The sequence below is a fragment of the Paraburkholderia acidipaludis NBRC 101816 genome, from assembly GCF_000684975.1.
Classification (GTDB): domain Bacteria; phylum Pseudomonadota; class Gammaproteobacteria; order Burkholderiales; family Burkholderiaceae; genus Paraburkholderia; species Paraburkholderia acidipaludis.
Genome location: NZ_BAXZ01000030.1, coordinates 21000 through 35616 on the forward strand (window position 1 = coordinate 21000; position 14617 = coordinate 35616).

The following is a 14617-nucleotide window of genomic DNA, read 5'->3' on the forward strand; positions in this document are numbered from 1 at the left end:
GCCTGTGACTTCCGCGAGTCGTCTTCGCTACGGCAGAGGGGGATTCAGAACAAGGCAGGAGAGAAAAGCATTCCCCGCGAACGGGGGAAGCGAACGAACCCGCCTGCATGGCAGGCGGGTTGCGAGTACAACGCGACTTCTGACTTCTTACTTCGCGCCGGCTTGCGAGGCACCGTTCATCGACGAGCCGTAAGCCGTATTTTCTTGCGCCACACGTGCCTGCGCGGCTTGAATGTCCGACGTATAGGTGCGCGGGTTCATACGTGCCGGGTTGTAGCCAGCTTGTTCGACTTGAGCCAGTTCGGCACGCACCTGGGCGCGGGTCAGCGAATCGTTCGATTGAGCAAACGACACAGCGGGAACGGCGAGAGCAGCGGCAACGACAACAGCAACGAGGGAATTCTTCATGGAAACGCTCCGGAAAGGGACGGGTAGGCGGCTCCCCGCAGGAACCTTAAACCGGAGTCTATAGGTAATACCACCTACAGATAAACCCTGAAATGGCGAATTCACTATTCTCCTCACAGATACAATCCGGAGTGCAAAAGGTACCGTCCCCATACGCTCCTGCCATCTGCTGGAGTGGCGCATCGCCAATCCGGACTATCTGGAACCGCAATAAAACAGGTGTGCGCCCGATTTATTTCATTTACCTTTCTATTGGCGCGATTTCCTTTCTTTTTCATTAAATTCGGCCCGCCCCGGTGCCGAAGGAAATCGCGCATATCCCTGCCGGCAGGCCGTGGCGCGGGCCTCCCGGGATATTAAACCTTCGTTCATCAAAATTTTTGGCCATTGCACAAAAAAATAAATCAATCAATAGAGAGTAACCTTGCGAAATCGACAGGCAGGCGGACACTCTTTTAAAAACAATGACTTATTGCGAACATAACGCCGTCGTACATTGACCTGCCTTTCCCCCCTTTGTAATTTGGCGACAATTCGCAACACCAACGCATTCTTCCCTCGCCTCGCCCGGTCGCCTTTGATACATTTGTTGTGAAAATAAACAAAAGAAGGCAGCAGAAAGTAGTTTCGCTCCCTGACACAGCCTCCCTGACACAGCAAGCGTGATCGCCCAGGACGCAGGGCAAAAGCAGCGGCGCCCCCGGAAGTGATTCGAGGTGCCCTGCTTGCAACAGGCGTCTTCGCTCACGGTATAACAACCATTGGGCAAAGTTAGTAGTACTACAACCCAACTCTTTTTTTGCGAAGGTATGGAGGAGAGAATGAAGAAGGCTTTGCTCGCCGCGGCACTCATGTCTGCGGGAATCGTCGCCCATGCACAAAGCAGCGTGACCCTCTACGGCCGGCTGGATGTCGGCGTCCAATATCGCCAGGGCATCTACGGCGGCAACGCGGTCCAGGCAGAGAGCGGCGACTGGGGTGAATCGGAACTCGGCCTCAAGGGCGCTGAAGACCTCGGCGGCGGCACGAAGGCCATCTTCAAATTGGAGATGGGCCTGAACGTGATGAACGGCGAGTACAACAACGGCTCGCTGTTCGGTCGCGAAGCCCGCGTCGGTCTGACGAACGATGCTTGGGGTACGTTCAAGATCGGCTACGCCGGCGCTGCTGAAATCATTCAGGACAGCTGGGATCTCGACCCGCAGTTGATGCAGCAGTACGCAATCGCCACCCTGGTGCGTGGCCGTAACTGGGCACAGGCAGGCAACAGCGTGGAATACACCTCGCCGCTGCTCTACGGCCTGACGTTGAAGGGTCAGTATGATCTGGCCAACAGCCCGAACTGGAACGGCAGCGTCACCTCGCCGGGCAGCTCCGGCCCGAACCAGCTCGGCGGCACCGCGCAAGGCCGTTCGGACGGCTTCAAGATCCAGTACAACGCTTCGGCCTTCGAGCTGCAGGCGATCTACGACGAAACCCGCGACGCGTTCGGCAACTTCAGCAACGTCTACTTGTTCTCGCGCTCGATCATCGCCGGCGGCAACTACACGCTCGGCCCGGTCAAGTTCTACGCGGGCTACCAGCACCTGTCGGCGCCGGGCGCCGACGAGTACGGTTACGGCAACGCTGCTTCGCCGGCCGGCGCCGGCCTGCCGACCGCGGTCGATCACGAATGGGGCGGCGTGGCCTGGCAGATCAACGCGGCTACGGCTCTTACGGGCGCGATCTACCATGCCAATGCCAACAACGGCAACGGCAACGCCACGATGTACACGCTGGCCGGCACCTACAACCTGTCGAAGCGCACGTTCTTCTACACGGAACTGGGTTACATCCACAACAGCTCGACGTCGAACATCGGTCTTGGCGACGGCTACTCCGACCCGTACGGCACGGCTGGCCAAAGCCAGGTCAACGGCGGCTCTGGCTCGAGCGGCAGCTCCTTCGTCAACGACGGCCCTGGCTACGGTCACAGCCAGTTCGCGGCTAACGTGGGTATCATGACGCAGTTCTAATGTAGTACCCGCAGTATCGGCAACAAGCATCGACTCGCACCGCGGGAAGTCGCATCGCAACACGTGCGCTTCCCGCGGCAGACATTTACCCCGACATTCACCCCGTTATTCAACGAATAATTTTCAGGGCATAGGAGAATCGATATGAAGTTGATACAAGTTGCCAAGGCAACCACGGCCGCGTTCGCACTGACGCTGGCTCTGGGCGCCCACGCACAGGCCAGCGATACGTCGGCGAATAACAACGCGGCCGCAGCAGCACCGGCACCGACTTCGGCCAAGGCGTCGAAGGCAGCCAACCGTGCGCTCGCCCGCAAGATTCATCGCGCCCTGTCGAAGACCAAGGGCCTCGATCCGACCCATATCTACGTCAAGGTCGTCAGCGGCGGTGTCGTGACGCTGACCGGCAGCTGCGTCAGCCAGGACCAGATCAACCTGGCCGGCGATACGACGCAGAAGGTCGACGGCGTGACGTCGGTCAGCAACAAGCTGAGCGTGAAGACGCCGCAGTAATCGCTTTGTAGTGCTTTGTTGTTTTTGCGTCGGGTGGTGTTCGCACCGCCTGACGCTACGTTGCTCCCTCCCGCACCTTACGTTTGTAGTACGATGCAAACGCCCGCCCGTCTTTCTCTCCGTCCCGTCTTCCCCTTCTGCATCGTTCGAACCGCATCAATTTGATGACAGAGGTTTAATCCTCACCCTGCTGCATCTTTATCAAGTCCGGCGACCGCGCGGCCGATAATTGAATTAACCAATGATAGGGACCGTGCGTCGCGCGACGCGCCGCGGGTCAAAAAAACGGAGACAACGCGGTGCACCCCGAACTGCCGCAGCGATCGCGCGTGCCACTCACGGCGGATTGCCCATGAATCAGCTTCAAGCCATGCGCGTGTTCACGAAAGTCGTGGAGCTGAACAGCTTCGGCCTGGCCGGCAAGCAGCTCGGCATGTCCGCGGCTGCGGTCACGCGCAGTATCGGCATGCTCGAAGCGCATCTGAACATGCGCCTGCTGAACCGCTCCACGCGCTCGCTTTCGCTGACCGAGGCCGGGCAGCTCTACCTGGAAGGCTGCCGCGCCGTGATCGAAAAGCTCGACGACATGGAGTCGGAGCTCGTCCGGACCACGCGCGATCCGAGCGGCGTTCTGCGCATCGCCTCGCACTCGATCTTCGCGGGTCACGATTTCGCGTCGCTCCTGGGCGCGTACCGTGAAGCCAATCCGCGCGTCGATTTCGACGTCACCATTTTCGACACCCATCTCGATCTGATCGAAGGCGGTTTCGACCTGTGCTTCGCCATCGACCGGCAACCCATCAATGCCACGCTGGTGCGGCGCGAGCTCACCACGATCCGGGAGATTGCCGTGGCGACGCCGGGCTACCTCGCACGGCGCGGCGCCCCGCATACGCCGCTCGATCTGGCCGGCCACGACCTGCTCGTGGCCGGGAACGGTCCGCGCACGTGGGAATTCAGCAACGGCACATCGCAACATCGCATCGGCGCGAGCGGGCCGTTCGTGGCGAACAGCTACGCGACGGTGCGCGCGGCGGTGCTCGCCGACATGGGTATCGGGGTCCTGCCGCTGCCCTGCATCGCCGACGACCTCGCGCGCAACCGCCTGTTGCCGGTTCTGAACCAGTACGCGGTCAACGGCGGCGAGCGCAGTCTTTCGCTGGTCTACCCGGGCCGCAGCTATCTGAGCATCAAGGTGCGGAATTTCATCGACTTCGCCGTCGAGCGCTTTCGCACCATGACGCCCGGGACCCAGCCAGGCAACCACCACGTTCTCGCCTGATCCCCGTCGCGACCGGCCGGCCGCGGCCTTTATCCACTTTCCCTGTTCCAGCCGACATCATGCATCGAGTTCTCGCGATTGAAGATCAAGCGCTCGGCCGCGACGCCGTCGCGCCGCGCCTTGCGCAGTCCGGCTTCGACGTGGAAGTCGCCCGCACGGGACGCGAAGGCATCGCGCTCGCCCTCTCCGGCCAGTACGACGCGGTCACCATCGAGCGGCGGCTGCCCGATCTCGACGGTCTCGCGATCGTCACCACGATACGCAGCGTGGGCCTCGATACGCCCATTGTTCTGCTGAGTTCGTCGCAGGCGGTCGAGGAGCGCGTGCAGGGCCTGCGCGCCGGCTGCGACGACTATCTTTCGCGCCCGTTCGTGCCCGAGGAAATGCTGGCCCGCGTGGAGGCGATCCTGCGCCGCTACCGGCACACGAGCGCGCCGGAGACGGTCCTGCGCGTGCCGCCGCTCGAGCTCGATCTCGTGCGCCACACGCTGGTGTCGAACGGCAAGCTCCTGAAGCTGCGGCCCGCCGAAATGAGCCTCATCGAATATCTGATGCGCCACCCGCGCATGGTGCTGACACGCACGATGATCTACGAGTCGGTCTGGGGCGGCCGCTACGACCCGACGAGCAACGTCGTGGACGTGCACATCGGCCGCCTGCGCAGCCGCATCGACGTACCGGGCACGCCCTCGCTGATCCGCACGGTGCGCGGCACGGGCTATCTGCTCGGCTGAAGACGGCGAGGAACAGCCCGCATTGCGTCACCTAACCATCTCTTCATCTTCACGCGATCGTTTTGGCAGGCAGGCCTGACTATGCTGACTCTCATGTGCCCGAGGGGTACATCTGAAGTATCCAGGCACACGCGGGAGGGTATTCAGCATGACAAGACATCGCACTGGCGTTCTGGCGCGCCGCCTCGCCGTCGCGGCGATCGGCATCTTCGCGCTCGCGGGCTGCTCGTCGCTGCAAGGCACGGCTAACGGGCCCAACGGCTGTGTCGGCCCGCCCGACTTCTGCACGCCCTATTTCGGCTCCTGAGCAGGACGAGCCTGCTTAGGCCCGCTGACGTCGAACGTCAAGCCGACGACAAATCCGGCACCGTAGTCAGCTGATAACCGTAGCGGTTCACGGTGTCGAGCCGGAAGTGCGCGCCGGAGGCCTTCAGCTTGCGCCGCAGCCTCGACACGACGAGATTGACGCTCGACGGCTCGACATCCTCGCGCTCGGGCCACGCGTAACGCGTGAGCTGCTCGCGCGCGACGGGCGCATTCGGCCGCCGCAGCAGACATTCGATCAGGAGAAATTCGCGCGTGGTGAGCGGAATGCGCAACTCGCCGTCCACCGCCTCGCGCGTCATCGGATCGAGCCGCAGCGTGGGCATATCGGTCTGGGTCTGCGCCGCCGCGTAGGCCGCGTTGCGGCGCAGCGCATGAATGCGCTCGTGGATTTCCAGCACCGAATAGGGCTGCACGTAACAGGCATCGGCGCCCGCTCTCAGAAGCCGCGCGCATTCGGCCGGCGTCGCCCGGCCCAGCGCCATCACGATGGCAGGCGCATTGTCGATGTGGCGCAGATCGGCAAGCACCTCGAACAGCGTGTCGAGATCCTCCTCGCTCTGCCGGCAGACGACGATCGCATCGAATTCCTCGATTCGCGCGAGATGCGAGGCATAAAAAAGATCGTCGGTCGCTTCGACACTATTGAGACTCTCGGTCAACGCCTTTTGCATGTAGTGGCGGGTCGTGTCGGCGGTCGCGGTAAGCAACACTCTCATTCGGTCGAGGTCCGTTACAGGTTATGCGGCCAGCAGTCGACGCGCACGACCGTCCCGTGGCTCGATCCGCTGATGTCCAGCGCGAAATCGTGCAGGCCGACGATGGCCGAAACGATTCCGAGCCCGAGGCCGCTGCCCGGCAGGTGCCGCGTCTGTCTGCCGCGATAGAGCTGGTCGAGCACGAGCGTGCGCTCGTCTTCGGGGATGCCGGGCCCGCTGTCCGCGATGCTGACGCTGGCGCCCGCCGCGACCGTTTCGAGGCGCACGCGCACGGTCCCGCCTTCGGGCGTGAATTTCACGGCGTTGTCGAGCAGATTGCTGAAAGCCTCGAACAGCAGCGCGCGGTCGCCCGAGACCGGCGCAACGCGTGTGAGATGCCGCTCCAGCACCACCTGCTTCTCTTCGGCGAGCGGCTCGTAGAGGTCGCACAGATCGGCGACGAGCGGCTCGAGATCGACTTCGGAAAACGCCGCGCGCCGCTGGCGCGAGCCGAGCTCCGCAATGCGCAGCATCGCGGTGAAGCGGTCGAGCAGTCCGTCGACTTCCTCGCGGGCCGCGGCGACCACCGCCGCGAGATCCTCGGCGTTGCGCCCCGTGGCTTCGCTGCTGGCGTTCGAGAGGCGCGCGCGCAGGCGCACGAGCGGCGTGCGCAGGTCGTGCGCGATGCCATCCGTGGCGAGCTTCACTTCGGCCATGAGACGCTCGACCTCGTCCAGCATGCGGTTGACGAGCTGCGCCAGCATGGCGAGCTCGTCGCGGCCGCTATTGGGCAGGCGCGCCGAGAGATGGCCCGACGCGATGGAGGCCGTGGCCTTGCGGATGGCCGACACGCGGCGCATCTGGTGCACGCTGATGAGCAGGCCGCCCAGCACGCTGGCGCCAAGGCACAGGATGCCGCCGAACACCAGCGCATGAATGAGGTCGCCGCGCACGCGCCGCACGTCCTCGAGCGTGCGGGCGACGACAAGGCGTTGACCGTTCTGCCTCACCTCGCCCATCACACGCAGCTCGCGCGGCGCGCCGTCCACGCGCAGCCCGACATTTCGCCCGGCCGTGCGCTCGTGCGCCTGCCCGACGGGATCGAGCCACAGCGCGGGCGGCAGAACGTCGAGATCGCCGGCCACGTAGCGGCCGTCCGGGGTGAAGAGTCCGTAGTGGTTCTGGTGCGGGCTTTCGCGCGCGAGCCGCGCCGCGATTGCGCCGGGCAGTTCGGCGTCGCCGCGCGCATCGAAATAGCGCAGCTGCCAGCGCAGGCCGCTGTCGGTCTCGCGCTCCATGGCGCGCGTGACCGAATACTCGATCAGACCGATCAGCGCCATGAAGGCGAGCGAAAAGATCGCTGCGTAGGCGGTCAGCCAGCGAAACGTCGTGGTGCGCCAGTGCTGGCCCGGCGCCTGCAACGCACGCGCATGCGCCGGCGACGCGGCCGCCTCGCGCTGCGGCCTCGGTTTGCGGACCGTCCAGCCCATGCTCACCATGGCCCGATCACTGCTTCGTCATTGCAAGCTGGCATTTCGTCTCCGTCGATCGCGCGAGCTACCTCTGTTGTGTCATGAAATTTCGTTCAGGATACGCATCGCCAGGCCTTGCCGCATTAACCCGTTTAACCCGTTTAACCCGCTTAACCGATCCGGATCATCCGCATGAACCTTCATCCGGCGCGAAGCCGGCGCCGGAATGCGTTGTGCAGCAAAATGCACGCCCGCCCTAGCTGCACATCACGAGCGGCAGCTTCATTTCGGCAAGCAGGGTGCGCGTGACGCCGCCCAGCAGCTTTTCCCAAAGCATGGCGCGGCCGTGCGCGCCGGCAATCAGTATGTCTGCGCCTTCTTCCAGCGCCACGCCTTGCAGTTCGTTGCCCGCAGGCACGCCGCGACGGGCGAGCGTGCGCATTTCCACGTTGACCGCATGGCGCCGCAGATGGTCCAGCACGACCGTAGGCGCAAGCTGTTCGGGGTGGTCCGGTTCATCGCTGTCCATGACGAGCACGACGGTGGACTGCGCGCACTCGATCAACGGCAGCGCGGCCGAGAGCGTGCGCGCGCATGCCGGGCTACCGTTCCAGGCAAGCGCCACCCGGCGGCCGAGCGGGCACTCGCCGGGCAGGCTGTCCACATCGGAACCGCCGCCCGGCGGCATGATCAGCACCGGGCGGCCCGTCGTGAAGAGCACGGTCTCCGCGAACGAATATTCCTCGGGCAAATCGATGTCCTCCAGCGGATCGTGGCCGACGATGCTCAGGTCTGCGTAACGTGCGCGCTGCGGAACGATCACGCGCGCACGGCCGTCGGCGCCTTGCCATTCCACCTCGACTCCGCGCTGGCGGCCGAGATCGGCGAGCATGGCGTGCAGCATGTCGGCCTGCTCGTCGAGCTCGCTTTCGATCGTGGCGCGCAGCGATCCTGCCTGGCCGCCCGGCATGAGCCCGAGCTCGGAGGCCTTGAGCCGCCGCTGCTGCGCAATGCTGCGCTCGCGCACATGCAGCGCGCTCAATCTGGCGCCGTGCCGGGCCGCCAGATCGGCGCCGCGCAGCAGACGCACCTGACCGGCCTCGCTGGCGTCGACATGCACCAGGATGTCCTTGAAACCCATCGTCCTGCCTCCCCCTTACAACTGACCACTCATTATCGCGCCTCGGCGGCCGCGTCGCTTGCAGAATGTGAGCCATACGCAAGCGGCCCGAAAGGGATCGTCTGCTTCGGCGTGGGCAGGTCGGCCGTGCTCCAGCCGCCGCCCAGCGCGCCGATCAGCGCAACCGACGTCTGCAGGCGCCGCGTCTGCACCTGTGCTTCGGCAATCTGCGCATCGAGCGCCGCGATCTGCGCGACCGTCACGTTCAGGTAGTTGTCGAGTCCTTCGGTGTACAGACTGAGCGACATGTTCTGCACCCGCACCGCCGCATCCACCGCCGCCTGCTGCTGTTGCGCCTCGGTGGCGAGGCGGTCGGTCAGCGCGAGGTTGTCCTCCACTTCGCGGAAGGCCTGCAGCACGGTCGAGCGGTAGTCGTCGCTGGCTTCGTTGAACACCGACCAGCTTGCCTGCAGCTCGGCGCGCCGCAGTCCGCCTTCGAAGAGCGGCAGCACCGCCGACGCCCCAAAGGCCCACAGGCTGTTGGAGAGCGTCGTCAGCCCCCAGCCCGAGTCCTCGAAGCCGCCCATGGCGGAAAGCCGGACGTTCGGGTAGAACGCGGCGCGCGAGACGCCGATCGCCCGGTTGGCGGCCGCCATGTTGCGCTCGGCCTGTGCGATGTCCGGGCGCCGCTGCAGGAGCAGCGACGGCATGCTGACCGGCACCGTCGGGATCGCGTAGTCGTGCTCCGGCATCGTGGTCAGACGAAAGTCGACCGGATTGGCGCCGACCAGAACGGCCACCGCATGCTCCAGAACGGTGCGCTGCGCCAGCACTTCCGTGTCCGCGGCCTGCGCCGAGGCGAGCTGGTTCTCCGCGCGCCCCACGTCGAGCCCGGACGAGATCTTGCCCGCCAGCCGCATCTGCGTGATGGAGACCGCCGTGCTGTAGGCCTTGATGGCCTGCTTGTAGATCTCGTGCTGCTTGTCGTAGCCCCAGATCGCCATGTAGTCGGACGCGAGCTCCATTTCGAGCGAAAGCCGCGCGTCGGCTACTGCGGCGGCCACGCCCTGCGCGTTGCTCTGGGCCTCGCGGGTCAGGTTGCGCGTCTGGTCCCAGAAGTCGGGCCCCCATGACGCTTGCCCGCCCCAGAAGTTCGACGCCTCGTGCATCGTGCCGCTGTTGTTATGGAACAGCGTGTGCGCCGATTCGCCGTTCTGGCTGGTGTAGGCGTTCAGCCCGATCTGCGGGAACAGGCCCGAGCGCGCTGCGGCCACGACGTCCTGCGCCTGCGTAAAGGTTTCGCGCGCGGCGGCGAGATCGGGGTTGGCGGCGTCGAGCTGCTCTTCGAGCTGGTCGAGCTGCTTATCGCCGAACATCTGCCACCACGGCCCGCGCTGCAACTGGTCCGAGGGATTCGCCGTCACGAACGGACCCGTGCCCGTGTACGAGGCGGGCAGGATCATCTCGGGCGGATGATAGGTGGGCGCGAGATCGCAGCCGGCGAGCAACGACACCGCCACGAGCGCCGCAATGCGGGTCATGCGTTTCATCAGGAGCCGTCCTCGTCTTCTGCCGGTGTCAGCGCCGCAGCCGACGCCGCAGCCGGGGCCGAAGCCGACGTCGTCTCGCCCGGCACCTCGGTGCCCTTCGCGCCCTTCACGATGCGAACCTGCTGGCCTTCGAGAATGCCCGCGGAAGGATTCAGCACGATCTTGTCGGTGGGCTTCAGGCCCGACACCACCTGCACTGTCTTTCCGAAGTTGGTCCCGAGCTTCACGTCCTGCAGATGCACGCGATCGTCGGGTCCGACGAGCGCCACCTGCATGCCGTCGGAGCGGAACAGCAGCGCCTGTTCGGGCACGACCGGGATATTGCGGTCGAGCGGCACCTTGAAATGCACGTTCGCGTAGCCGCCCGGCCAGATCAGGTGATCAGGGTTCGGCACCAGCAGTTCGGTCGTCACGGTGCGCGTCTGCGGGTTGAACGCGTTGGCGCTCGTGGCGAAGGTCGCGTCGAACACGCGGTCCGGGTACTGCGGCAGCGACAGCGTGGCCGTGAGGCCGGGCTTGAGGATGTTCGCGTAGTCCTGCGGCACCGAAACGAACACGCGCATCTCGTGAATGTCGGAGACCGTGAAGAGTTCGTCCGCCGCGCCGCGCGAGCTCACGTCGCCGCCCGCCCCATTCACGTAGTTGCCCACGTCGGTGTTGCGCGCCGTCACCACGCCGTCGAAGGGCGCCACGATGCGCTTGAAGCCTTCGAGCACCCGGAAACGGGCCACTTCGTGCTGGGCCGCGCGCACCTTGGCTGCCTGCGCGGCGGCGTCGGCCACCTGCACGTCCACTTCCTGCTGCGACACGGCCTGCGTGCCCGCCAGCGCCTGATAGCGCTTCGCGGTGAGCGCCGCCAGGTTGTAGTTGGTCTGCGCGACGTCGAGGTCGGCGATCGCGCGCTGATACTGCTCGTCCACGGCCGGGGCGTCGATCGTGGCAAGCGTCTCGCCCGACTTGACGAGCCCGCCGTAGTCCTTGTTCCACTTCAGCACGTAGCCCGAGACCTGGGCATAGATCGGCGCCGTATACCACGCGCGGATCGTGCCCGGCAGCGTGAGCATGTTCTGGGCCGGCCCATTCTGCGGCGAGATGACCTGCACGGACGGAACCGAATCTTCGTCGGCGACGGCGCGCAGGTCCGCCATGTTGTTGTGCCGCTGGATCACGCCGATGGCGACGACGACGGCAGCAATCACGCCCGCGCCGATAAGCCAGGTCCGCGGCCCGAATCGCCGGGGAACCGGTGCTTCCCTGTTTGCGCTCATGACTGTGCCTCCTTGGAAGGTTGATGATCCCGGTGCAGCAGCGCGAACACACAAGGGACGAAAAGCAGCGTAGCAAACGTGGCGAACATCAGACCGCCGATCACGGCGCGTCCGAGTGGCGCATTCTGGGTATTGCTGAAAGACATGGGCAGCATGCCGATCATCATGGCGAGCGCCGTCATCAGCACCGGACGGATCCGGCTGAAACCGGCCTCGATCGCGGCCTCGACGGCGTTGCCGTATTGCGCGAGGTGCTCGCGGGCAAACGAAACGACCAGAATCGAGTTCGCGGTCGCCGTGCCCATGCACATGATGGCGCCCGTGAGCGCGGGGACCGAAAGCGTGGTGTGCGTCACGAAAAGACTCCACACGATGCCGGCAAGGGCCGCCGGCAGCGCGGTGATGATGATGAATGGATCGAGCCAGGACTGGAAGTTGACCACGATGACGAGATACACGAGCAGGATCGACAGCGCGAGACCGCCCAGCAGCTGCGCGTAGGCGCTGCTCATGGTCTGCGCCTGGCCGCGCAGGTGCACGCTGGCGCCGTGCGGCAGCTCGCCCTGCATGTCGTTCACGATCTTCTGCACGTCGTCGTACACGCCGCCGAGATCGCGCCGCTGGTTGCTCACGAAGATGTCGATGGCCGGCAGGATGCTGTAGTGCGTGGCCAGCAAGGGCGTGCCCATCTGCGTGATGCGGCTCAGCGCGCCCAGCAGCTGCGCATGCTGCGCGTCCGGCGTGCCGGTGCCCGTGTCGATCGGAATCGTCTCCAGGTCGTTCATGGACTCCAGTTCGTTCTGCGGCGTCTGCATGTTCACGAGGTGCGACACGCCGTTCGAAGTGTCGAGCCAGTAGGTCGGCGCCGTCTGGCCGCTGCCCGAGAGCGTGGCGAGCGCGTTGTTGGCGATGTCCGCTTCCGTGAGGTTCAGGCCCGAGGCGAACGAGCGCGAAGCCGTGATCTTCAGTGTAGGCTCATTGAAAGCCTGCTGGATGTTGACGTCGGTGGCGCCCGGAATCTTGCGCAGGCGCGCGGCGATCTTCTGCGCGTAGGCGAAGTTCGCCTCCTGGCCGCGGCCGGCGATCTGCACGTCGATCGGCGCGGGCAGACCGAAGTTCAGGATCTTCGCCGTGATGTCGCCAGGCAGGAACGTGAACTGGGTGCCCGGATACAGCTTGGGCAGCTCGCGCCGCAGCGTGTAGCGGTAGTCGTCCACGGGCGAGCGCTCGCTCGCGAGACTGATCGTGATGTCGCAATCCTGCGGGCCGATCGTGCCGGTCGAGTTATACGCCTCGTTGATACCGCTCGCCGGCAGGCCGCAGTTGTCGAGCACGTTGGTCACCTTGCCCGGCAGCAACTGGCGGATCGAGCCGTTGACGAGCACCGCCAGCTTCGACGCCTCTTCAAGACGCGTGCCGATCGGCGCGCGCATGTGCATGTCGATTTCGCCGGACTTGATGCCCGGGAAGAAGTCGCGCCCGAGGAACATAATCAGCACGAGCGAGCCGAACGCGCACAGCGCGAAGATCGGCACGAAGCGACGGCGGTTCCCGACCACGCTGGTCAGCACTTCGCGATAGCGATCCCGGAAGTTCGAGAACGCATGCTCGAAGCCGCGCTGGAAACGTCCGAACATGCCGGGCGGCGCACTGTGGCCGCCGCCGTGCGCATGCTCCGCCACCTGGCCGCGCAGCAGCCATGCCGCCATGGTCGGCACGAGCGTGCGCGAGAGGATGAACGACGCGATCATCGCGAAGACGATGGCCTCGGCCATCGGCAGGAACAGGTAGCCGGCCACGCCGCTCAGCTGGAACAGCGGCAGCCAGACGATACAGATACACAGCGTGGCGACGAAGGTCGGCACGACGATCTGGTTCGCCGCCGCGATGATGCCGGGCTCGAGCTCCGCGCCGGCTTCGAGGTGGGTGTCGATGTTCTCGATCATCACCGTCGCGTCGTCCACCAGAATCCCGACCGCGAGCGCGAGCCCCCCCAGCGTCATCACGTTGATGGTCTGGCCGAGCCACGAGAGCGTCAGCACCGAGCAGAGAATGGCGAGCGGAATGGAGGTCGCGACGATCAGCGTGGAGCGCCAGCTGCCGAGGAACAGCAGCACGGTCAGGCCCGTGAGGATCGCCGCCGTGATCATTTCCTGCACCACCTCGCGCACGGAATCCTTCACGAAGCCCGAGGCGTCGTTGAGGGGCTTGATCTCCACGCCGGGCGGCAGCGTGCGCAGAATGCCGGGCAGCGCCTTCTTGATGCCGTCGACGACCGAGAGCGTCGATGCGTCGCCGCTCTTCAGGATCTGGATCAGCACGGCCTGCTTGCCTTTCACGAGCACTGCGTTGATCTGCGGCGGCGAGCCGCGGTGCACGTAGGCAACGTCGCGCAGGAAGACCGTGGCACCGTTCACGGTCTTGATCGGCATGTTGTTGAAGGTGTCCACCTGGATCGGCGTCGCATTGGTCTGCACCATATAGTCGAGCGCGCCGATCTTCTGGTCGCCGGCCGGCAGCACCACGTTCTGCGCCGCGAGCGCCTTGCCGACGTCCGTGGCCGAAAGGCCGTGTGCGAGCAGCTTGGTCTGGTCGAGGTCGATTTCGACGTTCAGCTGCGCGCCGCCATACGGTGTCGGAATGGCGGCGCCCGGGACCGCCACGAGCTGCGGACGGATCAGGTTCGACGCCATGTCGTAGACCTGGGCTGCCGTCATGCCGGGGGCCGAAACCTGCAGGTCCAGCACCGGAACGGAGGAGGCGTTGTACGAGAGCACCTGCGGCGGCGTGATGCCCGCGGGCATCTGTTTGAGCACCGTCTGCGAGATCGAGGTGATCTGGGCCTGCGCAGCGGCGATGTCCGTGCCCGGCTGGAAAAAGATCTTGACGATGCCGCGCCCGTAGAGCGACTGGCTCTCGATATGCTCGATGTTCTCGACCGTGGTCGTCAGCGAGCGCTCGTAGTAGTAAATCACGCGGCCCGACATGTCCTGCGGCGACAGACCGTTATAGGTCCAGACGACCGCGACGACGGGAATTTTGATGTTCGGGAAAATGTCGGTGGGTGTTTTGACCACCGCCAGACCGCCGAACAGGACGATCAGTATGCTCATCACCACGAACGTCAACGGACGTTTCAGGGCGACCAGAACGATTGCGTTCATTGGAACTCAGGAACGAAAGGGAAAGAATGGTCAGCAGGGAGCGCGGCTCGCGCCACGTGCAACCGCCGC

At 64.9% G+C, this 14617-nt stretch carries 12 protein-coding genes; 5 read left to right on the top strand and 7 right to left on the bottom strand.

What is annotated here, in order from left to right:
• Nucleotides 1-147: 147 nt before the first annotated feature.
• Nucleotides 148-408 carry a DUF4148 domain-containing protein gene (locus BAC01S_RS26920; RefSeq protein ID WP_027797550.1) on the bottom strand — a complete coding sequence of 87 codons (261 nt, stop codon included), beginning with the start codon at nucleotides 406-408 and terminating at the stop codon, nucleotides 148-150.
• An 821-nt stretch (nucleotides 409-1229) separates the two neighbouring features.
• On the opposite strand from BAC01S_RS26920, the gene BAC01S_RS32745 reads away from it, so the two are divergent.
• The 5 genes from BAC01S_RS32745 (at nucleotide 1230) to BAC01S_RS35205 (ending at nucleotide 5259) form a co-directional block, all read left to right on the top strand.
• Entirely contained in the window at nucleotides 1230-2423 is a 1194-nt protein-coding gene (locus tag BAC01S_RS32745) for a porin (RefSeq protein ID WP_043203825.1), read from the top strand.
• 144 nt (nucleotides 2424-2567) lie between these two features.
• Nucleotides 2568-2936 carry a BON domain-containing protein gene (locus BAC01S_RS26930; RefSeq protein ID WP_027797551.1) on the top strand — a complete coding sequence of 123 codons (369 nt, stop codon included), beginning with the start codon at nucleotides 2568-2570 and terminating at the stop codon, nucleotides 2934-2936.
• Nucleotides 2937-3288: 352 nt separating this feature from the next.
• A complete protein-coding gene (locus tag BAC01S_RS32750) occupies nucleotides 3289-4218 on the top strand; it encodes a LysR family transcriptional regulator (protein ID WP_043203827.1) in 930 nt (309 codons plus the stop codon).
• 59 nt (nucleotides 4219-4277) lie between these two features.
• Entirely contained in the window at nucleotides 4278-4952 is a 675-nt protein-coding gene (locus tag BAC01S_RS26940) for a response regulator transcription factor (protein ID WP_027797552.1), read from the top strand.
• Nucleotides 4953-5100: 148 nt separating this feature from the next.
• Complete coding sequence (locus BAC01S_RS35205) at nucleotides 5101-5259, top strand: hypothetical protein (protein WP_169740157.1); 159 nt, start codon at nucleotides 5101-5103, stop codon at nucleotides 5257-5259.
• 37 nt (nucleotides 5260-5296) lie between these two features.
• On the opposite strand, the gene BAC01S_RS26950 is transcribed toward BAC01S_RS35205, so the two are convergent.
• From BAC01S_RS26950 to BAC01S_RS26975, 6 genes are all read right to left on the bottom strand, one after another.
• Entirely contained in the window at nucleotides 5297-5995 is a 699-nt protein-coding gene (locus BAC01S_RS26950; protein WP_027797553.1) for a response regulator transcription factor, read from the bottom strand.
• A 14-nt stretch (nucleotides 5996-6009) separates the two neighbouring features.
• A complete protein-coding gene (locus BAC01S_RS26955) occupies nucleotides 6010-7473 on the bottom strand; it encodes a sensor histidine kinase (protein WP_245616697.1) in 1464 nt (487 codons plus the stop codon).
• A gap of 229 nt (nucleotides 7474-7702) precedes the next feature.
• Complete coding sequence (locus tag BAC01S_RS26960) at nucleotides 7703-8587, bottom strand: universal stress protein (RefSeq protein ID WP_027797555.1); 885 nt, start codon at nucleotides 8585-8587, stop codon at nucleotides 7703-7705.
• 32 nt (nucleotides 8588-8619) lie between these two features.
• A complete protein-coding gene (locus tag BAC01S_RS32755) occupies nucleotides 8620-10116 on the bottom strand; it encodes an efflux transporter outer membrane subunit (RefSeq protein WP_043203829.1) in 1497 nt (498 codons plus the stop codon).
• Nucleotides 10116-11384 carry an efflux RND transporter periplasmic adaptor subunit gene (locus tag BAC01S_RS32760; protein ID WP_052408852.1) on the bottom strand — a complete coding sequence of 423 codons (1269 nt, stop codon included), beginning with the start codon at nucleotides 11382-11384 and terminating at the stop codon, nucleotides 10116-10118. The genes BAC01S_RS32755 and BAC01S_RS32760 overlap by 1 nt, the downstream gene beginning before the upstream one ends.
• A complete protein-coding gene (locus BAC01S_RS26975) occupies nucleotides 11381-14548 on the bottom strand; it encodes an efflux RND transporter permease subunit (RefSeq protein ID WP_027797556.1) in 3168 nt (1055 codons plus the stop codon). The genes BAC01S_RS32760 and BAC01S_RS26975 overlap by 4 nt, the downstream gene beginning before the upstream one ends.
• Nucleotides 14549-14617 lie beyond the last annotated feature (69 nt).

Excerpts from the sequence above, each read along its gene's own strand:
- BAC01S_RS26920 (WP_027797550.1), bottom strand. The coding sequence starts at position 408 with ATGAAGAATTCCCTCGTTGCTGTTGTCGTTGCCGCTGCTCTCGCCGTT.
- BAC01S_RS32745 (WP_043203825.1), top strand. The coding sequence starts at position 1,230 with ATGAAGAAGGCTTTGCTCGCCGCGGCACTCATGTCTGCGGGAATCGTC.
- BAC01S_RS26930 (WP_027797551.1), top strand. The coding sequence starts at position 2,568 with ATGAAGTTGATACAAGTTGCCAAGGCAACCACGGCCGCGTTCGCACTG.
- BAC01S_RS32750 (WP_043203827.1), top strand. The coding sequence starts at position 3,289 with ATGAATCAGCTTCAAGCCATGCGCGTGTTCACGAAAGTCGTGGAGCTG.
- BAC01S_RS26940 (WP_027797552.1), top strand. The coding sequence starts at position 4,278 with ATGCATCGAGTTCTCGCGATTGAAGATCAAGCGCTCGGCCGCGACGCC.
- BAC01S_RS35205 (WP_169740157.1), top strand. The coding sequence starts at position 5,101 with ATGACAAGACATCGCACTGGCGTTCTGGCGCGCCGCCTCGCCGTCGCG.
- BAC01S_RS26950 (WP_027797553.1), bottom strand. The coding sequence starts at position 5,995 with ATGAGAGTGTTGCTTACCGCGACCGCCGACACGACCCGCCACTACATG.
- BAC01S_RS26955 (WP_245616697.1), bottom strand. The coding sequence starts at position 7,473 with ATGGTGAGCATGGGCTGGACGGTCCGCAAACCGAGGCCGCAGCGCGAG.
- BAC01S_RS26960 (WP_027797555.1), bottom strand. The coding sequence starts at position 8,587 with ATGGGTTTCAAGGACATCCTGGTGCATGTCGACGCCAGCGAGGCCGGT.
- BAC01S_RS32755 (WP_043203829.1), bottom strand. The coding sequence starts at position 10,116 with ATGAAACGCATGACCCGCATTGCGGCGCTCGTGGCGGTGTCGTTGCTC.
- BAC01S_RS32760 (WP_052408852.1), bottom strand. The coding sequence starts at position 11,384 with ATGAGCGCAAACAGGGAAGCACCGGTTCCCCGGCGATTCGGGCCGCGG.
- BAC01S_RS26975 (WP_027797556.1), bottom strand. The coding sequence starts at position 14,548 with ATGAACGCAATCGTTCTGGTCGCCCTGAAACGTCCGTTGACGTTCGTG.